Raw genomic sequence first — 23,265 nt, forward strand, 5'->3', positions numbered from 1 at the left:
GCCTTCCTCAGACGATCCCGAACAGCAGGCCGGCGCCGAGGACCACGAGGGCGGTCAGCGCTGCCCATTTCACCGTGAACCTGGTGTGGTCGCCGAACTCGACCTTGGCCATGCCCACGAGAACGTACACGGCGGGCACCAGCGGGCTCGACATGTGCAGCGGCTGGCCGACGAGCGAGGCCCGTGCGATCTCCAGGGTGGAGACGCCGTGCGCGTTCCCGGCCTCGGCGAGGACCGGCACGATGCCGAAGTAGAAGCCGTCGTTGGACATGAAGTACGTGAAGGGGATGGAGAGCACGCCCGTGACCAGGGCCATGTGCGGGCCCATCCAGTCGGGGATGCCGTTCACGACCCACTCGGCCATGTGGTCGACCATGCCGGTGCCTTGCAGGACGCCGGTGAAGACGGCGGCGGCGAAGACCATGCCGGAGACGTTGAGGACGTTCTCGGCGTGGGCGCCGATGCGGGCCTTCTGGTCCTGCATGTGCGGGTAGTTGACCGAGAGGGCGAGCGCGGCTCCGAGCATGAACAGGACCGGGATCGGCAGCAGCTCCATGATCATCGCGGTGAGCAGGGCGACCGTGAGGAGCGCGTTGAACCAGTACAGCCTGGGGCGCAGGGTGGCGCGGTGCGGGTCGAGGCCGGAGAAGGTCTCGCCGTCCTCGTTCTCGTACGAGGACGCGGCGTGGCCGCCCCCGCCGGTGGCCGCCGTACCGCTGCCGCTGCCGCCGCTGCCGCCACCGCCCGCGCCGACCAGGACCTTCGCGTCGGCGGTCTCGGTGACGGTCCCGGTCACCGCCATGGTCCCGGCGTCGTCGACCACGGAGTCCAGGGACAGATGGCCGAGCCGTTTGCGCTCGCGGCGCCCGAGGACGTAGGCGAGGAGGAGGACGAAGACGAGTCCGGCGGCGAGCGCGGGGATCATCGGCACGAAGATGTCGCTGGCGTCGACCTTGAGGGCCGTGGCCGCGCGGGCCGTCGGGCCGCCCCAGGGCAGGGTGTTCATGACGCCGTTGGCGGTCGCGGCGACACCGGTCATCACGACGAGGCTCATCTTCAGGCGCTTGTACAGCGGGTACATCGCCGAGACGGTGATCATGAAGGTGGTGGAGCCGTCGCCGTCCAGGGAGACGATCGCGGCGAGCACGGCGGTGCCGACGACGATGCGGACGGGGTCGGCCTTGGCGAAGCGCAGGATGGCCCGTACGACCGGGTCGAAGAGACCGACGTCGATCATCACGCCGAAGTAGACGATCGCGAACATCAGCATCGCCGCGGTGGGCGCCAGGTCGCCGATGCCGGCGATGACGTAGTCGCCGAGGTGCGCTCCCTTGCCCACCAGCACGCAGAAGAGCGCGGGGATGAGCACGAGCGCCGCGATCGGCGACACCTTCTTCATCATGATCAGCACCAGGAAGGTGGCGATCATGACGAATCCGAGGATTGTCAGCATGGAGTGGGTCCCTACGTTCGCCGTTGAACTGCCGCCCGGGGATGGCGGTCAGCGCGACGTTAGGGGCCGTGCGATCGCGTTAACAAGACGTTGACACGCGAGCAATAAGCGCAAAACTCCAGGTCGCGGCGGTGTGTGCGGGCAGGGGCCGGTCAGTCCAGCACCCGTGCCAGATAAGCCCGCAGCAACTCCCTGGTCTCCTCGATGATCCGCTCGTCCCCCGCCGGGTCGAGCCGGAACGCCAGCCGGACCAGAGCGTCGGCGGATTCGACGGCGACGAGGAAGGTGCGGCGCAGGGTGGTGTCCGGGGTGCGGCCGAGGTGGGGGGCGAGGAGGTCGGTGAGGGTGTCGGCGACGCGGTGGTTGGGGTCGGCGTCGGGGTCGCCGACGGGGATCTGCGTGCCGAAGTCGACGAGGGAGAAGCCGGGCGCGGTGCGCTTCATGGCGAGGTACTCGTCGAGGACGGCGTCCATGGCGCCGCGCCAGTCGTCCGCCGGGATCGCCCCGAGCCGCTCGGCGACCTGCCCGGCGTAGCGCTCCAGGTTGCGCTGGGCCAGGGCGTCGACCATGGCGCGCTTGTTGCTGAAGAAGCGGTAGACGGAGCCGATGGGCACGTCGGCGCGGGTCGCGACGGCCCGCGTGCTCAGCTCGTCGTAGCCGCCCTCGTCGAGGAGTTCGGCGCAGACGTCGAGGATCCGGGTCAGCCGCTCGGCACTGCGCCGCTGCACGGGCGCGCGGCGCAGGGACGTGGGGTGGGCCATGCCGGTCAGCCTAGGCCCTGCCCGGTGGGAGGGTCGGTCTCGGCGCCGGACGCGGTGAGGTCGGCGGTGGCTTCCAGGGGTTCGCCGTCGACCGCCCAGACCGTGTGGTCGTCGGCGTAGAGGCGGGCGGTGACGTGGTGCGTGCCGCGGGTGACGCGGGTGGCGGGCAGCCGGTGGTCGGTGGTGCGCAGCCGGGCGAGGCGGTGGCCGTCCAGGTAGAGCTGGACGTAGCCGCGGCCGTGCACGGCGTGGGCCGGGGTGCCCTTGGGGGTGAGGCGGAAGTGGCGTATGCGGATCCGGATGTCCCAGCCGCCCGGCGGGGCCGCGTCCGGCTGGACGACGACGCCGATCTCCGGGGCGTCCTTCTTCGGGATCTGCCGGTAGCGGCCGCCCTCGTCGTCGGTGCTGTCGAGGACGGTGCCGACGTGGCGCGGGCCGCCGCCGTCGCTCCCGCACCCGGCGAGGCCCGTCAGCAGGGCGCACGCCAGGAGGGTCGCGGCCGCGGCGGCGCGGGCCTGCTGCGTCCTGGGCATGCACAGGACAGTAGAGGAACGCTCACGTTCCGGGATCCCTCTCGGGGAGGAGGCCTTGGGACGGAGGTCTCGGGGGCGGAGGCCTTGGCGGGATGGCCTCTTGCGCGGGGTACCGCCGAATCCTACGGTTGAGCATAGGAATCAGGAGCTAGGGAGCCAAGATGAGCGGGGACGCACGCAAGACGGCCGAAAACCTGACCTATCTGTCGGGTTTCGGGAACGAGCACAGCTCGGAAGCGGTGCCGGGCGCTCTGCCCGAGGGGCGCAATTCTCCGCAGCGCGCCCCCCTCGGCCTCTACGCGGAGCAGCTCAGCGGCACCGCCTTCACCGAGCCCCGCGCGCACAACCGCCGCTCGTGGCTGTACCGGATACGCCCGTCGGCGGCGCACCCGGAGTTCACCCGCGCGGAGAACGGCGCGCTGCGCACCGCCCCCTTCACGGAGACCGTCCCCGATCCGAACCGGCGCCGCTGGAACCCGCTGCCCGCGCCCGCGCCCGGTACGGACTGGCTGGCCGGCCTGTGGACCCTCGGGGGCAACGGCGACGCGACGCAGCGCACCGGCATGGCCGTGCACCTCTACCACGCCAACTCCCCTATGGCAGCTCGGGTGTTCAGCGACTCCGACGGTGAACTGCTGATCGTGCCCGAGCAGGGCGGACTGCTGCTGCGCACCGAGTTCGGGCTGCTCGCCGTCGCGCCGGGCGAGGTCGCGCTGATCCCGCGCGGGGTGCGCTTTCGCGTCGAACTCCTCGACGGGGCGGCCCGCGGGTACGTGTGCGAGAACTACGGCGCCCCGTTCCACCTCCCCGAGCTCGGCCCGATCGGCGCCAACGGCCTCGCGAACGCGCGGGACTTCAGGGCTCCGGTCGCCGCGTACGAGGACGCCGGGGACACCGCGGGGCCGGTGGAGGTCGTCAACAAGTTCTGCGGCAACCTCTGGACGGCCACGTACGACCACTCGCCGCTCGACGTCGTCGCCTGGCACGGCAACCACGTCCCGTACGTGTACGACCTGCGCCGCTTCAACGTCATCGGCACGGTCTCCTACGACCACCCGGACCCGTCGATCTTCACGGTGCTCACCTCGCCGTCGGACACCCCCGGCCTCGCGGGCGTGGACTTCGTGGTCTTCGCGCCGCGCTGGCTGGTCGGCGAGGACACGTTCCGCCCGCCGTACTTCCACCGGAACGTGATGAGCGAGTACATGGGGCTCATCGAGGGCGCGTACGACGCCAAGGGCGCCGGCAAGGGGGGCTTCGTCCCCGGCGGGGGCTCGCTGCACAACATGATGTCGGCGCACGGCCCCGACCGGGAGACGTTCGACCGGGCGAGCGCCGCCGAGCTGAAGCCGCAGAAGGTGGACGACGGGCTGGCGTTCATGTTCGAGACGCGGTGGCCCGTCACCGCGACGGCCCAGGCCGCGGGCGCCGGTCACCTGCAGCGTTCCTACGACGACGTCTGGCGCGGCCTCGAACGCCATTTCAGGCCGTGAGGGCGGGCGCCGCACTTCCGGACACCGCATTGCATCGCAGGCCCGCGACCGATACGGATAACCCGTGACGTCATTCGCCCCGGACTCGATCGTCCTGAACCGCAAATTGCCGCTCTGGTATCAGGTGTCGCAATCCCTGCGCGCCTCCATACTCGGCCGGTCACCGCGGGACCCGCTGCGGCTGCCCACCGAGGAACAGCTCGCGGGGCACTACGGGGTGTCCGTCCTCACCATGCGCCAGGCCCTGAAGGAGCTGGAGGACGAGGGGCTCATCACCCGGCACCGGCGCCGCGGCACGTTCATCGAGCCGACGGCCCTGCAGGGCGCGCCGGTACGTCTGCTGGGCTCCGTCGACGCCATCGTGGCCCAGCAGTCCGGGATGACGACCGAGCTGCTCGGGCACGGCACGGCACCGGTTCCGGTGGCATACGCCGAGCTGTTCCCGGGGACCGGGTCCGTCGCGACGTACCACCGGCTGCGCAGCGACGAGAAGACCGGCGAGCCGACGAACCACGCCCGCAACTACCTGCGGCCCGACCTGGGCGAGCGGGTCGACGTGGCGGACCTGGCGCGCTGGCCGATGACGAAGGTGCTGCGGGACGTGGTCGGCGTGCGGATCAGCCGGATCACGGACTCGGTGGAGGCGCGGCTCGCGGACCCGGAGACGGCCCGGCTGCTCCAGGTCCCGCTGCTCAGCCCGATCCTGCACTACACAGGCATCACGTACGACGAGGAGGGGCAGGTACTCGACGTGGCGGTCATCCATTATCGCGGGGACCGCTTCTCGTTCACGGTGACGCTGGACGCCGACTGACCTGCCGCGGAGGCGCGACGTACCATGCCGGGCGTGACGAACGACGGGCCGCTCACCGACGCCATGCCGCTCGCGGACCTCATGCCGTGGTCCGTGGCGCCCCTGCGCCTGGGCCGCGGCTGGCCCGTCGCGCCGGACGCCGCGTCCCTGAAAGCCCGTTGGGACACGTTCGTACGCTCACCCCGGGACCGGCGCGAAGCGCTGCTCGAACCGTCGCGGTCCCGGACCCTGCACACCGCCGCCGCCCAACTGCCCGGTCACGGCGCGGGGACCGAGCCGCTGGCGCGGGCCGAGGGGCCGTGCCCGGAGCCGGTGCGGGTGCTGCACGGACCGTTCGACGAGCAGTGGCTCCTCCCCGACCAGCGGCTGATCGACGCGGCCAGACCCGAGTTGTGGCGGGTGGCGGACGAACAACAGCTGTTCCTCGTGGAGCAGGGGTACGTGCCCGACGCGGGCGGCCCCGCGGTGCTGGCCTGCGCCGTCCTGCCGGAAGGCCGCTCCCCCGCCGGGCGGCCGGGCCGGATCCGCCCGCTGTACCGCCGCCCCGGCGGCGCCGAACCCAATGTCGCGCCCGGCCTGCTCACGCGCTTGTCGGGCACCTACGACGAAGAGGTGCGGCCCGAGGACCTGTTGGCCTGGATTCTCGCGGTGGCCGCCCGGGACGCCAAGGAGTGCCGGGTGCCGCTGCCAAAGGACCCGGGCGTCTGGGCCCGCGGTGTCGAACTCGGCCGCCGCGTCCTGTGGCTGCACCGCCGCGGCGCGGGCGCCGGCCGCCCCAAGCTGCCGGGCGGCCGCCGCCCCTACGTCCGCGCCCCGCTGCCGGCCCGCCCCACCGAGCTGCTCTACGACCGCGAGGAGGAGGCCCTCCTCGTCGGCGACGGGCGCATCTCGCCGGTCCCGGCCGCGTCCTGGGACTTCCACGTGAGCGGGGTCCGGGTCCTGGAGCAGTGGTTCGCGCGCCGCACCGCGCCGGCCGAGAAGGGCACGCTGGCGGCCGTGCGCCCGGCGACGTGGCCGCAGCCGTGGACGTCGGAGCTGCTGGAACTCGTCACGGTTCTGGCCCTGCTGGCCGAACTGCGGCCGCCGCAGGAGGAGTTGCGGGGTTCTCTCGGTGAGCTGATCGGCCCGGACGAACTGCGGGGCGCGCGGGTGCTGCCGGTACCGGAGAACGCACGCCGCCCGGCATCCGTGTGGGGCCTCCCCGAGGAAGGCCCCGGAGGGCAGTTCGCCCTGCTCTGACAGGGGCGCCCCCGCAGACCCGCCGTGACGGACGGGCCTGCGACGCTCCCGTCAGCCGCCCTCCGGCGGGACCGCGACGAACCCCTCCAGCGTCCTGCGCAGCGCGCGCTCGAAGACCGCCTCCAGATCGATCGGCCCCGAATCCTCGGTGAACGCCGCCGCGAGCCGCGGATAGCGGCCCGACGCCACCTGCCCGCCCAGGTAGGCGATCCGCACCGCCTGTTCCTGCTCGGCGCTCCACGGCAGCGACCGGGTCCGCTCGCCCGTGGCGATCTCGTTGGCGACGTACGTCGTCACCACGCTCGTCACCGCGGCGATCAGCTCCAACTTCGCGCCGTACGGGCGCTCCAGCGGATCAAGGCAGCTCAGGCAGTACTCCAGGTACGTGAGCGCGTTCGGGCTGAATCCGTACACCGGGGACATCAGCCGCGGCATCCACGGATGCCGGTGCATCAGCGTCCGGGCCTGGCGGGCGAGGGAGAGGACGTCCTCGCGCCAGTCTCCGGTGAGTTCCGGGTACGTGTACTCGGCGCTGACGGCGTCGATCATCAGCTCGTACAGGTCCTCCTTGCGCGGCACGTAGTTGTAGAGCGACATCGTGCCCATGCCGAGCTCGGCGGCGATCTTCCGCATGGAGACCGCGTCGATGCCCTCCGCGTCCGCCACGCGCACGGCCGCGGCCGCGATGTCGGCCCTGCTGTGCGCGGGCCGGGGGCCGCGTCCGGCGCGCTCGGGGCGCGCCCAGATCACTTCGGGTACGGCCGGTCGGACCGCCATTGATCATCACCTCGCCCACCATCGTAGTTACGTACGGCGTACGTAGTGCGCTATGGTGACGCCATGACTTCTACGTACGCTGTACTTAGTGAAGGTCTGGAGAAGCGATTCGGCTCGGGCGCGAAGGCCGTGCACGCGGTGCGTGGCCTCGATCTGGCCGTACGCGAAGGCACGGTGTGCGGCCTGCTCGGGCCGAACGGGGCGGGCAAGACGACGGCGATCCGGCTGCTCACCACACTGCTGCGCCCCGACGCCGGCACCGCGCGTGTCGCGGGGCACGACATCAGGAGCGCCCCGGACGCCGTCCGCCGGAGCATCGGCGTCACCGGACAGTACGCGTCGGTCGACGGGGAGCTGACCGGCCGGGAGAACCTGCGTCTGTTCGCCCGGCTGCTGCGCGCGCCCCGGTCCCGGGCCGACGAACTGATCGAGCGGTTCGCGCTCGCCGACGCCGCGGACCGGCCCGCGCGCACGTACTCCGGCGGCATGCGCCGCCGCCTCGACCTCGCGTCGAGCCTGGTCACCCGGCCCGCCGTCCTCTTCCTCGACGAGCCGACGACCGGCCTCGACCCGCACAGCAGGAACGCCATCTGGGACGCCGTCCGCGAGCTGGCCCGCGCGGGCACGACCGTGCTGCTCACCACGCAGTACCTGGACGAGGCGGATCAGCTCGCCGACGAGATCGTGCTGATCGACGAGGGCCGCGCCGCGCACTCGGGCACCCCCGCCGAGCTGAAGGCGCAGATCGGCCACTACGCGGAGATCGTCGTCCCGGACGACGCGGGCGAGCGGGCGCTGCACGCGGCCGCCGTGGTCCTGGACCAACTGACCGGCGCGCGGCCCCGGTTGGACCCCGAGCGGCGCACGGTCGGCGTGGTCGTCCTCGACCCGGCCGTCACGCTCCCCCGTGTCGTCCGCGAACTCGACGCGTCCGGCGTCCCGTTGATGGACGCCACCCTGCGCCCGCCGACGCTGGACGAGGTGTTCCTGCGTCTCACACGTACCCACCACCGGACCGAGGAGGTCGCCGCATGAGCACCGCGATCCTGTACGACGGCACGGCGATGCTGGGCCGCCACTTCCAGCGCATCAAGCACGCCCCGGCGATCCCGATCATGACGCAGACGATGCCGATCGTGTTCCTGCTCTTCTTCGGGTACGTCTTCGGCAGCGCCCTGGCCATGCCGGGCAGCGACTACCGGGCCTATCTCGTGCCCGGCATGCTGGTGGCGACGGCGGCCAACGGGATCATGACCGGGATGTTCACGTCGGCGCAGGACACGCACCGCGGCGTCATGGACCGCTTCCGCACGATGCCGATGAGCCGGGCCGCCGTGCCGCTCGGCCAGGCCGTCGCCGATCTGGTGACGACCGCGGCCGGGCTCGTGCCACTGATTCTCGTGGGGCTCGCGATGGGGTGGCGGATCGAGGGCGGGGTACCGGGCGCCCTGGCCGCGTTCGGGCTGCTGCTGCTCTTCCGGTTCGCGACGACATGGGTGGGCATCCTGCTCGGCCTCGTCTCCCAAAGCGAGGAGGCGGCCGGGCAGTTGGGCGGCGCGACGTTCATGCTGCCGCTGCTGTCGAACGCGTACATCCCGACCGACGGCATGCCCGGCTGGGTGCGCACCCTGGCCGAGTGGAATCCGATCAGCGCCGTGTGCACGGCCGTCCGCGACCTGTTCGGCAACGCTCCGGTGCCGCACGGCGCGTCCTGGCCGGTGGCGCACCCGATGGCCGGTTCGCTCGCCTGGTGCGCGGTCCTGCTCCTGCTGTGCGTACCGCTCGCCGTCCGCCGCTACACGCGCGGCGAACGGTGAGCGGAGCTCAACACCGGCCATCGACGATCGAGCGACACAGTGGGTCCCGGACGTTGCTCCGTCAACATCCGTGCATGACACGGGTGTTACGGCGCGCGCCGAACGTACGCGGAATGTACGCAAGGGAACGGGAAAGACCCGCATCCGAGTCCCCCGCCGGGGCGCCCGCCGCATGCCGTGGGGATGACGGTCGCGAAAAGGCAGCGGTACGCCGGTCGGCGTGGAGGTCGGATACGGGTCTGAACCCGGCTGGACGGGCGGCCTGTCAGCGGCCGCCGAACAACGTGCGGCGCAGTCGCCGCAGTGGCGCGAAGAGCGAGACCCGTCGCACCCGCGCGGCGAGGTCGCCGCGGCTGTGCGCGGTGTCACGCGCGGTGAGCTCACGCATCAGCGTCGTCGCCTCTGCCACCTCGCGCTGCGGGACGGCGGGACCGCCCAGCACTGAGAGATGGCGGTCGAGACGCGAGCTGGTCGCGCTGCTCCCACACGTGATCGCAGGCACACGCGGCCTGCTGCGCACTGTTATCTGTTCCATGTCACTCCCCACCCATACGAGGGCACCCGGCCCGGGCAGGTTAACCCTATCGCCCCCGCGGGACACTCGTGTATCCCGGTCACAGGATTCACCTACCCCACAGGGAGGTTGACGACCCCTCGGTGATTACTCTCCGAATCCAACTGATTTCAGGGCGAGTTGGACAAGAGGGGCACTTGTGGGCCGTTTTGAGCCGCCGTCCGGCTCGGTCGTTACAGCGAGTGAAGTCGCGCTCGCCGTCAAGTCGGAGGCCAGTAACGGCGTGTCGGGGCCCTGATCGGGCAATACGCCGAGGGAACGCGGCGGCCGGGAGGCGGACAGCACCCAGAGTTGACGGTCCCGTCCGCGCGGCGGAGCGGGGAGGTCCGCGACGGTGATCACGGCGCTGCGGCGGGCGGCGGAAGCGACGACGGACAGCCCTTCGTCCCGCGTCGCGCGGGCGTCCGGGGCGGCGAGAACGTGGGCGATCTCACGTGCCTCGGACCGCTGCGCGTCGAGCCGGTCCTGAGTGCGGGTCAGTTCCACCCCGAGCAGCACCGCCGCGACGAGGGCCAGCACGGCGGCACCGGCGGCGAGCGGCACGAGGAGAGCGCGGCGCGGCCGGGGTGCGGGGGCGGGGGGTGCGGGGGCCGGTTCCTGTTCGAGGGTGCGTGCGGCGGCCAGGACGCGGTCACGCAGGCCCGGCGGCGCCGGGACGGCGGTCGCACGGGCCAGCCGCAGGGCGTCGGCTGAACGGTCGCGTGCCTCGGCGGCGCAGCGCTCGCAGCGGGCCATGTGCCGTTCGAAGCGGGCGAGTTCGCGCGGGCCGAGCGCGTCGAGGGCGTAGGGCGCCGCCAGTGAGTGACGGCCGCGCGGCGGCCACGGCAGGCGGCTCACGCCAGGGCCCCGTCCAGGCAGGCGCGCAGCCGCAGCAGTCCGTCGCGCATCCGGGTCTTGACGGTGCCGAGCGGCACGGACAGCCGGCGGGCGACCTCGCGGTAGGTGTAGCCGTCGTAGTAGGCGAGGGTGACGGCCTGCCGCTGGAGGTCGGTGAGGCGGCCGAGGCAGCGGCGCACCCACTCCCGTTCGAGCCCCCTTTCGACCTCCTCCGCCACCTGGTCGAAGGCGGGGGTGTCCGCGTGGCGGGCGGCGCGCTGCTCGCGCTCCCCGGCGGCGCGGGCGCTGCGCACCCGGTCGACGGCTCTGCGGTGGGCGAGGGTGAGGACCCAGGAGAGGGCGCTGCCGCGTGCGGGGTCGTACCGGGCGGCGGTGCGCCACAGTTCGAGCAGCACCTCCTGTGTCACCTCCTCGGCCTGCGCGGGGTCGCGCAGCACGCGCCGCGCGAGGCCGTACACCGGGCCCGACACCTTCCCGTACAGCTCCTCGAAGGCCCGGTGGTCGCCGCGTGCCGCACGGACGAGCAGTTCGTCGGCGGTGTCCACCCCGTCCATGCGGTCCCCCATCGTTCCCGTCCGCGCACACATTGTGCTGCCGGAGGTGGTTCGGGGACAGGGGTTCGGGCGGATGGGCGACGGCCGCCGGAATCCCGCACCAATCCGTCGCGCCCCCGGCCCCGAATGGCCGTCGAGAGGCTCGCGCGGTGCGGGCACCGAGGACACACCAGAGACAGGGACTCGGACGCGATGACATCAACTGCCTTGAGCCGCCGCGGAGTTCGCCCGCTGGCCGCGCTCGTCACCGGCGCGCTGGCCGCAGGGGGGCTCGCCGCCGCCGGCGCGACGGCACTTCAGCCCGGACAGGCCCGCGCCTCCAGCCACCGGGAGGCCCCGCTGATCTCGGGGGACCCGCAGCACGACAACACGGACGTGTACGCGTTCGTCAGCCCCGACAAGCCGGACACGACGACGCTCGTCGCCAACTGGTCGCCGTTCGAGGAGCCCGCGGGCGGGCCGAACTTCTATCCGTTCGCCGAGGAGTCCCAGCACGACATCCACATCGACAGCGACGGCGACGGGCAGGGCGATCTGCTCTACCGCTGGACGTTCGACACGCATACCAGGAACGGCGACACCTTCCTCTACAACACCGGGCCGGTGAGCTCGCTCGACGACCCGGACCTCAACGTCTCGCAGACCTACGACATCGACCTGCTGAAGCTGAAGGACCAGAAGGTGGTGTCCACGTCGAAGGTCGCCCAGGATGTGCCGGTCGCGCCGTCGAACGTCGGCAAGGCCTCGATGCCGGACTACAAAACCCTGCGCGCCCAGGCGATACGTGAAGTGCGGGGCGGCGGGACCGCGTTCGCCGGGCAGGCCGACGACCCGTTCTTCCTGGACCTGCGCGTCTTCGACCTGCTGTACGGCGGCGACCTGTCCGAGGTCGGCCGGGACACGCTCGCCGGCTACAACGTCAACACGATCGCCCTGCAGGTCCCGACGGCCGCCATCCGGCAGTCGGCGGAGCAGCCGATCGTCGGCGTCTGGTCGACGACGCAGCGCAAGAACGCGAAGGGCGGCTGGACGCAGGTGTCGCGCCTCGGCTCGCCGCTGGTCAACGAGGTCGTGATCCCGCAGAAGGACAAGGACAAGTTCAACGCCTCGCATCCGTGGAACGACGCCGACTTCCTTCCGTACGTGACCGAGCCCGAGCTGCCGAAGCTCCTTCAGGCCATCTACGAACTCAAAGCCCCGGCGGAGCCCCGGGACGACCTGGTGTCGGTGTTCCTGACCGGTGTGAAGGGGCTGACCCAGCCGCCGAACGTGCGGCCCGCCGAGGTACTCCGCCTCAACACCGGTATCGAGCCCGCGAGTTCGCCGAAGCGACTCGGCGTCCTCGACGGGGACAACGCCGGATTCCCCAACGGCCGACGGCTCGCCGACGACGTCGTCGACATCGAACTGCAGGCCGTCGAGGGCGAACTGCTCGGCAACAAGAACGACCTGGGCGACGCGGTGAACGCCAACGACCAGAAGTTCGGCGACTCCTTCCCGTACGTGGCGCTGCCCACGTCCGGGTCGCGCGGCCGGCCGGCGAAGAAGCAGAACGGCGACGACGCGGCGCGCAGCGCCCTCAACGGTGGCGCGCTGAATGCCAGTTCGTCGACCGGACCGTCCGGTGACCGTGACGTCCTGGTGATCGCGTCGGCCTCGGCCGGTGCGGCGGGCGTGCTGCTCGTCGGGCTCGGACTCCTCTGGTGGCGATCGCGGGGACGGCGGCGCGGCACCGTCTGACCCCTCCCCTACGGCGCGGCTCGCGTGAAGTCCCCCCGCGGGCCGCGCCTTCGACCACCCTTCGCACGGAAAGGCACGGTTCATGGCACCGCGCTTCTCAGGACGCACCGCCGTCGCCGCCTGCGCGCTGGCGCTCGCCCTCACCGGGGGCGCGGTCGCGATCGGCGGGGGCGGCGGGCAGGCTCCGGCGCCCGCCGCCGTCGCACCCGCCGCGCCGCTCCAGGGGCTCGGCACCGGCGCCCTCGACCAGGGCGTGCGCTCGCTCCAGGCCCATCTGCGGGCCCAGCCGAAGGACTTCGCGGGCTGGGCGAACCTGGGCACGGCGTACGTGGAACAGGCCCGCACCCAGGGCGACCCGTCGCGGTACGCGGAGGCGGACCGGGCCCTGGCCCACTCCCTGAGGCTGCACCCCGACGGCAACGACGCCGCCCTCGCCGGACGCGCCGCCCTCGCCGCGGCCCGGCACGACTTCCACGGGGCGCTGCGCGACGCCCGCCGCGCGCTCGCCGTGAACCCCTACGGCGAGCGTGCCCTGGCCACCCGGATCGACGCGCTCGTCGAGCTCGGTCGGTACGCGCGGGCGGCGCGCGCCGCGGACGAGGCGGACGCCCGGCGCCCCGGCGTACCCGTCTTCACGCGCTTCGCCTACGTACGGGAACTGCGCGGCGACGTCACCGGCGCACGCCGCGTGCTCACGCGGGCGCTGGCCGGGGCGACGTCACCCGGCGACGTCGCGTACATCGCGACCACGCTTGGCCAACTCGCTTGGCGACAGGGGGATTTCGGCATCTCTCTGCGACGGTGCGGGCAGGCACTGCGTGCCGACGCCGGGTACGTGCCGGCGCTGGAGTGCCGGGCCCGGGCGCGCGCCGGGCGGGGCGACACGGCCGACGCGGTGCGGGACCTGCGGAACGTGGTGGCGCGCTACCCGCTGCCGGGCCCGCTGGTCGCACTCGGCGAACTGTACGAGGCGCGGGGCGACAAGGCGGCGGCCCGACAGCAGTACGGGCTGGTGTCGGCATGGACCAGGCTGGCCCGGGCCAACGGGGTCGACGTCGATCTCGACACGGCGCTCGCCGCTGCGGACCACGGCGACCGGGCCGCCGCGCTGCGGGCGGCGCGTGCCGAGTGGGCCCGGCGGCACACCGTGCACACGGCCGACGCGCTGGCCTGGGCGCTGCACGTGAACGGGCGGGACGGCGAAGCCCTCCCCCTCGCCCGGTTCGCCACCCGGACCGGGTTCCGCGAGGCGTCCTTCTTCTACCACCGCGGTGTCATCGCGCGGGGCGCGGAGCGGCACGAGTGGCTGGGGCGGGCGGTGCGCCTCAATCCCGGGTTCTCGCCGGTCGGCGCCGCCGAGGCGCGCGCCCTGCTGCGGGAGGCGTCGTGAGTCGTTGCGCATCGACGACGGGCGCCCGGCGTACGCGGTGGGCCGCGCTCGGCCCCCTCGTCGCCCTCGTCACCTTCATCGCCCTCCTGCTCCCCGCGCCCAAAGCCCACGCCCACCCCCTCGGGAACTTCACCACCAACACGTACGACGGTCTCGTCACGGCCCCCGCCCAGCTGCGCGTCACCCACATCGAGGACCTCGCCGAGATCCCCGCGACCCAGGAGGGGCCCGCCATCAGGCGTGCGGGCATGGCGGGTTGGGCCGCGGACCGGTGCCGTGACGCGGTCCGCGGGGCCCGGCTCACCGTCGGCGGCGCGCGCACCCCCGTCACCCTCCGCGAGAGCGGCGGGGCGTACCGGCCGGGTCAGGCCGGGCTCCGCACCCTGCGCGTGGAGTGCGAGGCGACCGCCCCGCTCCCCCGCGGCCGTGACACCACCGGCATCGCCTTCCACGCGGCCGCCCGGCCGGGGCCCGGCTGGCACGAGATCACCGCCCGGGGCGACCGGACCACCCTCGCCCGCAGCGATGTCCCCCGCGCCTCCCTCTCGCACCGCCTCACCCGGTACCCCCGGGATCTGCTCGGCTCGCCGCCGCACACCACGACGGCCGCGCTCGACGTCACGCCCGGCGGCCCTGCCCTGCGCGGCGACGGCCCGGACAGGCCCGCGGCGACGAGTGTGCTGCCGCGCGGCGCCGACCGGTGGACCAGTGCGCTGACCGGCCTGGTCGCCCGGCACGACCTGACCCCGGGGTTCGCCGCGCTCGCCCTGGCCACGGCCCTGCTGCTCGGTGCCCTGCACGCGCTGGCCCCCGGCCACGGCAAGACCCTGATGGCGGCGACCGCGGCCGCCCGCGGCAGGGCCCGGCTGCGCGACGTGCTGCCGCTGGCCGCCTCGGTCACGGTGACGCACACGCTCGGCGTGGTCGCGCTCGGCGCCCTCGTCATCGGCGGCTCGGCGGCGGCGCCGTCGGTCGTGGCCTGGCTCGGCGTGGCCAGCGGTGTCCTGGTGACGGCCGCGGGCGTGACGCTCGTACACAAGGCCTGGCGCACCAGGACCCACGCGCACGGACACGCGCACGGACACTCGCCTCCCCACCCCCATGGCCGGCACAGCCACAGCCATGGCCCTCACCACGACCACCCGAGGTCGAGTCTCCGCGGGGCCCTCTTCCTCGGCTTCGCCGGAGGGCTCGTCCCCAGTCCGTCCGCCGTCGTCGTCCTGGTCGGCGCCGCCGCGCTCGGGCAGGCCTGGTTCGGCGTGCTGCTCGTCGTGGCCTACGGGGCCGGACTGGCGGTCACCCTGACCGCCGCCGGGTTCGTCGTGGTGCGGGCGGGGGCGTTCGCGGCCCGCCGGATCGCCGGGCGGCGGACGCGGACCCGCCGCGCGGCGCAGCGTCTCGTGCCGCTCGGTTCGGCCTGCGTCGTCCTCGCGCTCGGCTGCGGCCTGGTCTTCAAGGGGGCTGCAACAGCGCTCGGTTGAGCTACTTTTGTTCAGACTTGTCATGCCGCGAATGGGGGCACCGTGACGGAGCGTGTGATCGCGGGGCGGTACCGGCTGTTCGAGCCGCTCGGCGAAGGCGGCATGGGCACCGTGTGGCGGGCGCGCGACGAGGTGCTCGGCCGCGAGGTCGCCGTCAAGGAGGTGCGGGCCCCGGCCGGGCTGCCGACGGCCGAGGTCGAGCGGCTGTACGCGCGCCTCGAACGGGAGGCGTGGGCCGCGGCCCGGGTCTCGCACCGCAACGTGGTGACGGTGTACGACGTCGCCACCGAGGACCGTCGGCCGTGGATCGTCATGGAGCTGGTGCGCGGGGTCTCCCTGGCCGACCAGCTCGACGCCGAGGGGCCGCTGTCCCCGCAGCGCGCCGCGCACATCGGAGCCGAGGTGCTGGCCGCGCTGCGTGCCGCGCACGAGGCGGGTGTGCTGCACCGCGACGTGAAGCCCGGGAACGTACTGCTGTCGAACGACGGCCGGGTCGTGCTCACCGACTTCGGTATCGCCATGGTCGAGGGCACCCAGGCGCTGACCTTGACCGGCGAGATCATCGGCTCGCCCGAATTCCTCGCCCCCGAGCGGGCGTTGGGGCGCGCCCCGGGTCCGCAGTCCGACCTGTGGTCGCTCGGGGTGCTGCTGTACGCGGCCGTGGAGGGGCATTCGCCGTTCCGGCAGGACACTCCGCTGAGCACGCTCCGGGCGGTCGTCGACGAGGAGCTGCCGTCGCCGCGCCGGGCGGGCGCGCTCGCGCCGGTCATCGAGGGGCTGCTGCGCAAGGATCCGGCCGAGCGGACGAGCGCGGCGGACGCCGAGCACGATCTGCGGATCGTGGGCGCGGGCGGGGCCCTGCGCGGAGGGCCGGTGCAGGCGTCGCCGGCCGCCGCTTCGCCCACGGTGACTTCGCGGCAGCAACCGGCCACGCCCGCGCTCCCGTTGGCCGTTCCGGTAGCGGCCCCGTTCGGCGCCGGGGCCGCGGCCACCGCGACGACGGCGCCCGCCGGCGACGGCCAGCGCTCCGCGCGCCGTGCCTCGCTCGCCCTCATGGCCGGCATCGTCGTCCTGCTGCTCGCCATCGGCGGTCTCACGTACGCGCTGGTCTCCCAGGACGACGGGGGCGGCGCCAACAGCGGTTCAGGGGGCGGCGGTTCGAGCGGCGGCTCCGCAGGGGGAAGTTCCGGCTCCACCGGCGGCAAGGGCGATTCGGGTGCGGGGGGCGGCAACACCGATTCAGGCGGCGGAAGTCCGAGTGCCAGCAGCTCAAGCGGCGGCGGTGCAAGTGGCGGCGGTGCAAGTGGTGGCGGGCACACCACGACCCCGGCCCAGTCCGTGCGGGTCAGCGTGAGCGCGGTGCGGGGCAGCTACTCCGGGGCGTGCCCGGTGCCCGCGGCCCAGGCACCCGCGTTCACGGCGACGATCACTGTGGGGCGCGTCCCGGCCGAGGTCGAGTACCGCTGGGTCACGAAGAGCGGGGAGCCGTCCGACCCGGAGTGGAAGACCCTGAGCTTCGGCTCGGGCGGCGCGCGCGACCGTACGGTCGACACGATCCGGACGGCGTACGAGGCGGGCGGGACGCTGCGCGACCGGATCGGTGTCGAGGTGCGCAGCCCCCTCGCCGTGACCTCCGGCCATGTGGCCTATTCGGTCACGTGCGAGGTGGTGACCCCGTCGACCGGAGCCACCACCGGTTCGCCCGCGTACTAGGGAACGGGCCGGGCTGTCAGGCCGCGGACGTGAACACGGGCAGGTAGCCGCCCGACTGTCCGGCGGCGGTCGGGTGGTACGACTCGCCGATGTTCGTCCAGTTCACGCTGTGCAGCCAGGCGGAGCCGGAGCAGATCTCGTGTCCGCTGAACTTGGTGGTCACGTCACCGAAGGTGAAGCCGTGGTCGGCGGCGCGCTTGGCGGTGGTGGAGTTGAGCAGGTCGGCCGCCGAGTTGATCGCCGACCGCTCGGTCTCGGACAGACCCGCGAGACAGGAACCGCCGAGTTTGTAGAAGCGGGGGTAGCCGAGCACCACCACGTGGGCCGCGGGAGCCTTCGCGCTGATCGCCGTGTACACCTTGTCGAGGTTGGCGGGGAGGGTCGAGGTGACGTACGCGCGTGCCGTGTTGATCCGGTTGAGACACGTGGACTCGGAGCTCAGGGCGCAGGTCGTCATGACGTCGGCGAAGCCCGCGTCGTTGCCTCCGATGCTGAGGGAGACGAGACCGGTGCCCGAGCCGAGCGGGCCGAGTTGTCCGGAGAGAACATCACCCGTCTTGGCGCCCGAGCAGGCGGTGAAGTTGAAGCTGGAGGGTGAGTGGGCGGCTGCCCACAGAGCGGGGTACGCCTTGGTGGAGCGCTTGCAGTCGCCGCTGCCGCTGTCGTAGCTGCCGGAGCCGACCCCCGAGGAGTACGAGTCGCCGAGGGCCACATAGCCGGTGGCCGCGGCGTTTTCGGCTGCCTGGGCCACGCTCGCCCCGGTGAGGGCGGCCGCGGCTGCGAAGAGGAACGAGGTCACGTATGCCGTAAGTCGGAAACGTCTCATGGAACCTCCCTTAGCAGGATTTCTGCCACAACTGTGGTAGCACGCCACACAGTTACCGGGAAGTACCTACGACAGAGATTCGCTTGTCGTTCAATTGCAGGTACATGTCATGCTTGTGACATACCCTCAACTCGCTTGAGCTACGCCTGTAGATGCCGGAGTCTGCTGATCGGGCCGGGAACGGAACACCTCGCTCCAACGGTCCGTGTGCGCCACCCAGCGCACACCCCCCACTGACGCGCGCCCGTTCCCCGGCGCGCGCCGCCTATGAGGAGGACTCCCTCGTAATGGCACTCTCCAAAGCATTCGTGACCGCGGCCGCCTCGACCGCGGCGGCCGTCGGCCTGCTCGGCTCGCTCACCGCCCTGCCCGCCCAGGCCGCCACCCCGGCCACGGGCAAGGTCCTCGCGGCGGGATCCGCCGAGGCGATCAAGGGCAGCTACATCGTCACGCTCAGGAAGCCCGCACAGAGCGCGGCCGGCCTCAAGGCCGCGTCGGCCGACGGCAAGGGCCTGATATCCGAGTACGGCGGCGCCGTGCGCAAGACCTTCAAAACCGCGCTCAACGGGTACTCCGTCAGCAGCCTGACCTCGGCCGAAGCCGGCAGACTCGCGGCCGACCCGGCCGTCGCCTCCGTCGAGCAGAACCAGCGCGTCCACGTCGACGCCACCCAGTCCAGCGCCCCCTGGGGCCTGGACCGCATCGACCAGAGCGCCCTGCCGCTCTCCGGCACGTACACCTACCCGGACTCCGCGGGCAGCGGCGTGACGGCGTACGTCATCGACACCGGCGTACGGATCACGCACGCGCAGATCAGCGGCCGCGCCTCGAACGGCTACGACGCCGTCGACGGGGACAACGTCGCGCAGGACGGCAACGGCCACGGCACCCATGTGGCCACCACCATCGCGGGCACCACCTACGGCGTCGCCAAGAAGGCGAAGATCGTGGCGGTGCGCGTGCTCGACAACAACGGATCGGGCACGACCGCGGGCGTCATCGCGGGCATCGACTGGGTCACCAACAACCACAGCGGCCCGTCCGTCGCCAACCTGTCCCTCGGCGGCGGCACCAGCACCACCCTCGACACGGCGGTGCGCAACTCCATCGCCAGTGGCGTCACATACGCGATCGCGGCCGGCAACTCCGGTGCGAACGCGTCCACTTCGTCACCGGCCCGCGTCACCGAGGCCATCACCGTCGGCGCCACGAGCAACACCGACGCGAAGGCCAGCTGGTCCAACTACGGCTCCGTGCTCGACCTCTTCGCGCCGGGCGTGTCCATCACGGCCGGCTGGAACACCAGCGACACCGCGACCAACACCATCTCCGGTACGTCGATGGCCACGCCGCACGTCGCGGGCGCGGCCGCCGTCTACCTGGCGGGCCACACCTCCGCCACTCCGGCCCAGGTCGCCTCGGCTCTGGTGAGCGGCGCCACCTCGGGCGTCGTCACGAGCCCGGGTTCCGGCTCGCCGAACAAGCTGCTCAAGATCGTCCAGTAATCACCTGAGGGCCCGTCAACTCAACGTAGGCATTGGGGAGTTCCCCGGAGGCATCCGACGCCTCCGGGGAACTCCGCACATACCCTGCGCATCTTGACGCCGCCCCCGCCGCTGCGCGACATTGAAGCCCGGCATCCGGCGCGTCGGGGGGCAAAGTCGCCAATGCAGACCATCGGTACCAAGCAACCATCGGGGGACGGCCCGGAGGGCGGGGCGGTCGACGCGCCACCGGGCAGAGACACGCCGTACCTGCTGTCGGGAGCGGGCGTCGTCGCGGGAGGCGCGGGTCTCGTCCTCGTCCTCTCGGGCGCCGATTCGCCGCTGCGCGGACCGCTCGCGCTCTTCTTCCTGCTCGCCGCGCCCGGCGCCGCGTTCGCCGCGGCGCTGCGCGGCCTCGACCCATGGGCCCGATGTCTCACCTCCGCCGCAGGCGCGATCGCCGTGGTGATGCTGGTGGCCCAGGGCATGCTCGCCACCCATCGCTGGTCGGTCGACGGCGGGGTGATCGCCGTGGGGGCACTGAGCGCCCTCGCCCTTCTGCTCCAGTGGGCCGCCCGATTCCGTAAACGAATGGGCAAAATCCGCTAGAGGGACAGCAGTTCATGCAAGGGTCAAAACAACAAAAACGTGAGGCCACGTTCCAGGTCTTGCCATACAGTCTCAATCATCAATACCGTCATACATCCACCCGCATTGGTCCATCACGCAATGCGATCTAGGGGAGGGCTCAAGATCGCGACGGACCGGGGCGGGGCGCGGTAGGGGGGTGCCGTGCTCGGTGAACCGCTCGTCTCAGCTGTGTGGGTCGCCGAGTCGCGTGCCGCGCGACCGGTCCAACCAACCGGTGTGTTCTGCCAACTCACCCGGCCTGTACGGAGATCCATGCCGTCATGTCCGTAGGTGAGAACCCCCCTTTCGAACCGGATATTCAGCCGGACCGCCCGGGGGCGGGCGGTCCACCGGACGAGAGGGACCAGACTCATGAGCAGTTCCGTTGTGCGACCGGCGATCCCGGACGGGGCCACGCCGGCGCGAATACCCGCCCAGTACCGGGCGATCTCCACGCACCTGGCCATCGCGCCACGGGTCAGCGTGGTCATTCCCGCCATGAACGAGGCGGAAAACCTTCCGTACGTATTCAAGACATTGCCGGAATGGATCCACGAAGTCGTCCTCGTGGACGGGAATTCCACCGACAACACCGTCGAGGTGGCCCGGGACCTGTGGCCCGAGGTCGTCGTCGTACCGCAGAGCGGAAAGGGCAAGGGGGATGCCCTGATCACCGGTTTCGAGGCGTGCTCCGGCGACATCATCGTGATGGTCGACGCGGACGGCTCGGCCGACGGCGAGGAGATCGTCTCCTACGTCTCCGCTCTCGTCTCCGGCGCCGACTTCGCCAAGGGCTCGCGCTTCGCCAACGGCGGCGGCACCGACGACATGACGCCCATCCGCAAGCTCGGCAACTGGGCGCTGTGCTCGGTCGTCAACGCCAAGTTCGGGGCCCGCTACACCGACCTGTGCTACGGGTACAACGCGTTCTGGCGGCACTGCCTCGACCAGATCGACCTCGACTGCACCGGCTTCGAGGTGGAGACCCTGATGAACATCCGGGTCGTCAAGGCGGGCCTGCGGGTCCAGGAGATCCCGAGCCACGAGTACCTGCGGATCCACGGCGCGAGCAATCTGCGCGCCGTGCGGGACGGGCTGCGCGTGCTCAAGGTCATCCTGAAGGAGCGCTCCAACCGGCGGGCCCTTCGCACCAGGATGGCGGCGGCCAGGCTCAACGCGGTGCGAGGAGACGGGTCTTGACGGGACGTCACGCCATGCGGATGACGGCCTCGGTCGTCATCTGCGTGTACACCGAGGACCGCTGGACCGACATCCTCGCCGCGGTCGACTCCGTACGGGCCCAGTCGTACCCGGCACTGGAGACCCTGCTGGTCGTCGACCACAACCCGGCGCTGCTCGACCGTCTCGGCAAGGAGTACAAGGAGATGGCCGGTGTCCGGGTGCTGGCGAACGCGGGCCCGCGCGGCCTGTCCGCCGGACGCAATACCGGCATCGCCGCCTCGGCCGGCGAGATCATCGCGTTCCTCGACGACGACGCGGTCGCGGAGCGGGACTGGCTGCGGCACTTCGCCGACGGGTACACCGACCCGCGGGTGATGGCGGTCGGCGGGCGCACCGAGCCCATCTGGGCGTCGGGGCGCCGGCCCGTCTGGTTCCCGGCGGAGTTCGACTGGGTCGTGGGGTGCACCTACGAGGGGCTGCCGCGCGGCAAGGTCCGGGTGCGCAACGTGCTGGGCGGCAACGCCTCGTTCCGGCGTACCGCCTTCGACGCGGCGGGCGGCTTCGCCACGGGCATCGGCCGGGACGGCGACAAGCGCCCGCTCGGCTGCGAGGAGACGGAGCTGTGCATCCGCCTCGGCCGCGCGAGACCGGACGCGGTGTTGCTGATCGACGACCGTGCCGTGATCCATCACCGGGTCCCGGCCGGCCGGGAGCGGTTCGCCTATTTCCGTGCGCGCACCTACGCGGAAGGCCTGTCGAAGGCTCTGGTGGCCCGGAGTGTCGGTGCGGGCAAGGGGCTCGAGTCCGAGCGTGCCTACGCCACCAGAGTCCTGCCGACCGGGGTGGCGCGCGGGCTCCGGGACTTCGTGCTCGCCCGGCCGGGCGGCGCGGGCCGGGCCGGGGCCATCGTGACCGGAGTGGCCACGGCGGCCGGTGGGTACGTTCTCGGGAGTTTCCGGGCGCGCAAGGCAGGTGCCGCCTTCTCCGTGGTGCGGATCGACCCGGAACCGGAGGGGACGGCGGGAACGGCGGGGACGGCGGACGAAGCGGAGGCGGCGGCATGAGTGCGCAGGCACGGAGGCCGGACGGCACGCCCGTCCCGATCCTCATGTACCACGCGGTCGCCCACGAGCCGAGCCCCGCGACCCGCGGACTGTCCGTATCGCCCGGGCAGTTCGCGGAGCAGATGCAGTTCCTCGCCGATCACCGGTGCACCCCGCTGACCACCGCCGACCTCGCCGCGATCTGGCGAGGCGGCGGCCGGGTGCTGCCCGACCGGCCCGTCCTGATCACCTTCGACGACGGGTACGAGGGCGTGCACCGGCACGCCCTGCCCGTCCTCGCCAAGTACGGCTTCGCGTCCACCCTGTTCGTCTCGACGGGGTGGCTGCGGGGCGCGTACGACACCGGGGGCGGGCTGGACACGATGCTCGACTGGGACCAGGTACGCGCGCTGGCCGCGCAGGGCGTGGAGATCGGCGGACACAGCCATACGCATCCGCAGCTCGACCAACTGGGCGACGAGGAGCTGGAGTTCGAGCTGCGGCACTGCAAGGAGATCGTCGACGGGGAGCTGGGCGCGACACCCGTCTCCTTCGCCTACCCCTACGGTCACTCCGACCGCAGGGTGCGGCGGGCGGTGCGCGCGGCCGGCTTCGCCCAGTCGCTCGCCGTCGGGAACGGTCTCGCCCGGCGCGGCCAGGGCCCCTACGCCCTGCGGCGCGTCACCGTGCGCCGGTCCACCGGCCCCGCCGAGTTCGAGCGGCTGGTCGAGGGCCGCGCGATCGGCCGTAATTTCGCCGGGGACCGCGCCCTCACCAAGGGATACGCCCTGGTCCGCAGAGTCCGAAAGGCCCGCCGGAAGGCAATCCGTACCCGTGTCTGACACGACGACGGCCCAGGCCGCACCACCGACGCAGACGACCGGGCCGCAGGCGCCGCCCGGCCGCAGACTCAGGCTGCCCGGC

The 23,265-nt window shown here is 72.4% G+C and carries 22 protein-coding genes; 14 read left to right on the forward strand and 8 right to left on the reverse strand.

Translation table 11 applies throughout. The features are described from left to right. Window positions 1-7 precede the first annotated feature (7 nt). From AB0J02_RS20300 to AB0J02_RS20310, 3 genes are all read right to left on the reverse strand, one after another. Window positions 8-1,453 carry a CitMHS family transporter gene (locus tag AB0J02_RS20300; protein WP_363195088.1) on the reverse strand — a complete coding sequence of 482 codons (1,446 nt, stop codon included), beginning with the start codon at window positions 1,451-1,453 and terminating at the stop codon, window positions 8-10. Window positions 1,454-1,605: 152 nt separating this feature from the next. Continuing rightward, window positions 1,606-2,214: a TetR/AcrR family transcriptional regulator gene (locus AB0J02_RS20305; protein WP_363195089.1), complete on the reverse strand. Its 609-nt coding sequence runs from the start codon at window positions 2,212-2,214 to the stop codon at window positions 1,606-1,608. Window positions 2,215-2,219: 5 nt separating this feature from the next. Further along, window positions 2,220-2,747, reverse strand: coding sequence for a hypothetical protein (locus AB0J02_RS20310; protein WP_363195090.1), 528 nt, complete (start codon window positions 2,745-2,747; stop codon window positions 2,220-2,222). Between the two features lie 161 nt (window positions 2,748-2,908). Between AB0J02_RS20310 and hmgA the strand changes: the two genes are divergently transcribed. The 3 genes from hmgA (at window position 2,909) to AB0J02_RS20325 (ending at window position 6,293) form a co-directional block, all read left to right on the forward strand. Then, window positions 2,909-4,240 carry a homogentisate 1,2-dioxygenase gene (hmgA, locus tag AB0J02_RS20315; RefSeq protein ID WP_363195091.1) on the forward strand — a complete coding sequence of 444 codons (1,332 nt, stop codon included), beginning with the start codon at window positions 2,909-2,911 and terminating at the stop codon, window positions 4,238-4,240. A 64-nt stretch (window positions 4,241-4,304) separates the two neighbouring features. Then, window positions 4,305-5,054, forward strand: coding sequence for a GntR family transcriptional regulator (locus AB0J02_RS20320; RefSeq protein ID WP_363195092.1), 750 nt, complete (start codon window positions 4,305-4,307; stop codon window positions 5,052-5,054). Window positions 5,055-5,078: 24 nt separating this feature from the next. Next, complete coding sequence (locus tag AB0J02_RS20325; protein ID WP_363195093.1) at window positions 5,079-6,293, forward strand: type ISP restriction/modification enzyme; 1,215 nt, start codon at window positions 5,079-5,081, stop codon at window positions 6,291-6,293. A 51-nt stretch (window positions 6,294-6,344) separates the two neighbouring features. Here AB0J02_RS20325 and AB0J02_RS20330 read toward each other — a convergent pair whose 3' ends face one another. Further along, on the reverse strand, window positions 6,345-7,070 hold the full coding sequence (locus AB0J02_RS20330) for a TetR/AcrR family transcriptional regulator (RefSeq protein WP_363195094.1): 726 nt from the start codon (window positions 7,068-7,070) through the stop codon (window positions 6,345-6,347). Window positions 7,071-7,133: 63 nt separating this feature from the next. On the opposite strand from AB0J02_RS20330, the gene AB0J02_RS20335 reads away from it, so the two are divergent. Continuing rightward, window positions 7,134-8,105: an ATP-binding cassette domain-containing protein gene (locus AB0J02_RS20335; protein ID WP_363195095.1), complete on the forward strand. Its 972-nt coding sequence runs from the start codon at window positions 7,134-7,136 to the stop codon at window positions 8,103-8,105. After that, complete coding sequence (locus tag AB0J02_RS20340; protein ID WP_363195096.1) at window positions 8,102-8,887, forward strand: ABC transporter permease; 786 nt, start codon at window positions 8,102-8,104, stop codon at window positions 8,885-8,887. The genes AB0J02_RS20335 and AB0J02_RS20340 overlap by 4 nt, the downstream gene beginning before the upstream one ends. 265 nt (window positions 8,888-9,152) lie before the next feature. Here AB0J02_RS20340 and AB0J02_RS20345 read toward each other — a convergent pair whose 3' ends face one another. The 3 genes from AB0J02_RS20345 to AB0J02_RS20355 all read right to left on the reverse strand — a co-directional run bounded on the left by AB0J02_RS20345 (window position 9,153) and on the right by AB0J02_RS20355 (window position 10,852). Further along, window positions 9,153-9,422, reverse strand: coding sequence for a hypothetical protein (locus tag AB0J02_RS20345; RefSeq protein WP_363195097.1), 270 nt, complete (start codon window positions 9,420-9,422; stop codon window positions 9,153-9,155). Between the two features lie 126 nt (window positions 9,423-9,548). Next, window positions 9,549-10,289 carry an anti-sigma factor gene (locus AB0J02_RS20350; protein ID WP_363195193.1) on the reverse strand — a complete coding sequence of 247 codons (741 nt, stop codon included), beginning with the start codon at window positions 10,287-10,289 and terminating at the stop codon, window positions 9,549-9,551. 5 nt (window positions 10,290-10,294) lie between these two features. Next, complete coding sequence (locus AB0J02_RS20355; RefSeq protein ID WP_363195098.1) at window positions 10,295-10,852, reverse strand: sigma-70 family RNA polymerase sigma factor; 558 nt, start codon at window positions 10,850-10,852, stop codon at window positions 10,295-10,297. A 192-nt stretch (window positions 10,853-11,044) separates the two neighbouring features. Here AB0J02_RS20355 and AB0J02_RS20360 point away from each other — a divergent pair, with 192 nt between their 5' ends. The 4 genes from AB0J02_RS20360 to AB0J02_RS20375 all read left to right on the forward strand — a co-directional run bounded on the left by AB0J02_RS20360 (window position 11,045) and on the right by AB0J02_RS20375 (window position 17,176). Continuing rightward, window positions 11,045-12,592, forward strand: coding sequence for a DUF4331 domain-containing protein (locus tag AB0J02_RS20360; RefSeq protein WP_363195099.1), 1,548 nt, complete (start codon window positions 11,045-11,047; stop codon window positions 12,590-12,592). Between the two features lie 82 nt (window positions 12,593-12,674). Continuing rightward, window positions 12,675-13,982 carry a hypothetical protein gene (locus tag AB0J02_RS20365; RefSeq protein WP_363195100.1) on the forward strand — a complete coding sequence of 436 codons (1,308 nt, stop codon included), beginning with the start codon at window positions 12,675-12,677 and terminating at the stop codon, window positions 13,980-13,982. Between the two features lie 77 nt (window positions 13,983-14,059). Next, a complete protein-coding gene (locus AB0J02_RS20370) occupies window positions 14,060-15,463 on the forward strand; it encodes a sulfite exporter TauE/SafE family protein (protein ID WP_363195194.1) in 1,404 nt (467 codons plus the stop codon). A 102-nt stretch (window positions 15,464-15,565) separates the two neighbouring features. Then, entirely contained in the window at window positions 15,566-17,176 is a 1,611-nt protein-coding gene (locus AB0J02_RS20375) for a serine/threonine-protein kinase (RefSeq protein WP_363195195.1), read from the forward strand. A gap of 16 nt (window positions 17,177-17,192) precedes the next feature. Here AB0J02_RS20375 and AB0J02_RS20380 read toward each other — a convergent pair whose 3' ends face one another. Then, window positions 17,193-18,002 carry an SGNH/GDSL hydrolase family protein gene (locus tag AB0J02_RS20380; RefSeq protein ID WP_363195101.1) on the reverse strand — a complete coding sequence of 270 codons (810 nt, stop codon included), beginning with the start codon at window positions 18,000-18,002 and terminating at the stop codon, window positions 17,193-17,195. A 287-nt stretch (window positions 18,003-18,289) separates the two neighbouring features. Between AB0J02_RS20380 and AB0J02_RS20385 the strand changes: the two genes are divergently transcribed. From AB0J02_RS20385 to AB0J02_RS20405, 5 genes are all read left to right on the forward strand, one after another. Next, a complete protein-coding gene (locus tag AB0J02_RS20385; protein WP_363195102.1) occupies window positions 18,290-19,507 on the forward strand; it encodes a S8 family peptidase in 1,218 nt (405 codons plus the stop codon). Between the two features lie 162 nt (window positions 19,508-19,669). Beyond that, on the forward strand, window positions 19,670-20,095 hold the full coding sequence (locus AB0J02_RS20390) for a hypothetical protein (protein WP_363195103.1): 426 nt from the start codon (window positions 19,670-19,672) through the stop codon (window positions 20,093-20,095). 393 nt (window positions 20,096-20,488) lie between these two features. Continuing rightward, window positions 20,489-21,316, forward strand: a complete 828-nt coding sequence (locus tag AB0J02_RS20395; RefSeq protein ID WP_363195104.1) for a glycosyltransferase family 2 protein — start codon at window positions 20,489-20,491, stop codon at window positions 21,314-21,316. Window positions 21,317-21,336: 20 nt separating this feature from the next. Further along, a complete protein-coding gene (locus AB0J02_RS20400) occupies window positions 21,337-22,362 on the forward strand; it encodes a glycosyltransferase family 2 protein (RefSeq protein WP_363195196.1) in 1,026 nt (341 codons plus the stop codon). After that, window positions 22,359-23,183: a polysaccharide deacetylase family protein gene (locus AB0J02_RS20405; protein ID WP_363195105.1), complete on the forward strand. Its 825-nt coding sequence runs from the start codon at window positions 22,359-22,361 to the stop codon at window positions 23,181-23,183. The genes AB0J02_RS20400 and AB0J02_RS20405 overlap by 4 nt, the downstream gene beginning before the upstream one ends. The last annotated feature ends 82 nt before the right edge of the window (window positions 23,184-23,265 follow it).

Origin of the sequence: Streptomyces sp. NPDC050264 (assembly GCF_040655895.1) — a bacterium.
Lineage (GTDB): Bacteria > Actinomycetota > Actinomycetes > Streptomycetales > Streptomycetaceae > Streptomyces.

Excerpts from the sequence above, each read along its gene's own strand:
- AB0J02_RS20300 (WP_363195088.1), bottom strand. The coding sequence starts at position 1,453 with ATGCTGACAATCCTCGGATTCGTCATGATCGCCACCTTCCTGGTGCTG.
- AB0J02_RS20305 (WP_363195089.1), bottom strand. The coding sequence starts at position 2,214 with ATGGCCCACCCCACGTCCCTGCGCCGCGCGCCCGTGCAGCGGCGCAGT.
- AB0J02_RS20310 (WP_363195090.1), bottom strand. The coding sequence starts at position 2,747 with ATGCCCAGGACGCAGCAGGCCCGCGCCGCCGCGGCCGCGACCCTCCTG.
- hmgA (WP_363195091.1), top strand. The coding sequence starts at position 2,909 with ATGAGCGGGGACGCACGCAAGACGGCCGAAAACCTGACCTATCTGTCG.
- AB0J02_RS20325 (WP_363195093.1), top strand. The coding sequence starts at position 5,079 with ATGCCGGGCGTGACGAACGACGGGCCGCTCACCGACGCCATGCCGCTC.
- AB0J02_RS20330 (WP_363195094.1), bottom strand. The coding sequence starts at position 7,070 with ATGGCGGTCCGACCGGCCGTACCCGAAGTGATCTGGGCGCGCCCCGAG.
- AB0J02_RS20335 (WP_363195095.1), top strand. The coding sequence starts at position 7,134 with ATGACTTCTACGTACGCTGTACTTAGTGAAGGTCTGGAGAAGCGATTC.
- AB0J02_RS20340 (WP_363195096.1), top strand. The coding sequence starts at position 8,102 with ATGAGCACCGCGATCCTGTACGACGGCACGGCGATGCTGGGCCGCCAC.
- AB0J02_RS20345 (WP_363195097.1), bottom strand. The coding sequence starts at position 9,422 with ATGGAACAGATAACAGTGCGCAGCAGGCCGCGTGTGCCTGCGATCACG.
- AB0J02_RS20355 (WP_363195098.1), bottom strand. The coding sequence starts at position 10,852 with ATGGACGGGGTGGACACCGCCGACGAACTGCTCGTCCGTGCGGCACGC.
- AB0J02_RS20360 (WP_363195099.1), top strand. The coding sequence starts at position 11,045 with ATGACATCAACTGCCTTGAGCCGCCGCGGAGTTCGCCCGCTGGCCGCG.
- AB0J02_RS20365 (WP_363195100.1), top strand. The coding sequence starts at position 12,675 with ATGGCACCGCGCTTCTCAGGACGCACCGCCGTCGCCGCCTGCGCGCTG.
- AB0J02_RS20375 (WP_363195195.1), top strand. The coding sequence starts at position 15,566 with ATGGGCACCGTGTGGCGGGCGCGCGACGAGGTGCTCGGCCGCGAGGTC.
- AB0J02_RS20380 (WP_363195101.1), bottom strand. The coding sequence starts at position 18,002 with ATGAGACGTTTCCGACTTACGGCATACGTGACCTCGTTCCTCTTCGCA.
- AB0J02_RS20385 (WP_363195102.1), top strand. The coding sequence starts at position 18,290 with ATGGCACTCTCCAAAGCATTCGTGACCGCGGCCGCCTCGACCGCGGCG.
- AB0J02_RS20390 (WP_363195103.1), top strand. The coding sequence starts at position 19,670 with ATGCAGACCATCGGTACCAAGCAACCATCGGGGGACGGCCCGGAGGGC.
- AB0J02_RS20395 (WP_363195104.1), top strand. The coding sequence starts at position 20,489 with ATGAGCAGTTCCGTTGTGCGACCGGCGATCCCGGACGGGGCCACGCCG.
- AB0J02_RS20400 (WP_363195196.1), top strand. The coding sequence starts at position 21,337 with ATGACGGCCTCGGTCGTCATCTGCGTGTACACCGAGGACCGCTGGACC.
- AB0J02_RS20405 (WP_363195105.1), top strand. The coding sequence starts at position 22,359 with ATGAGTGCGCAGGCACGGAGGCCGGACGGCACGCCCGTCCCGATCCTC.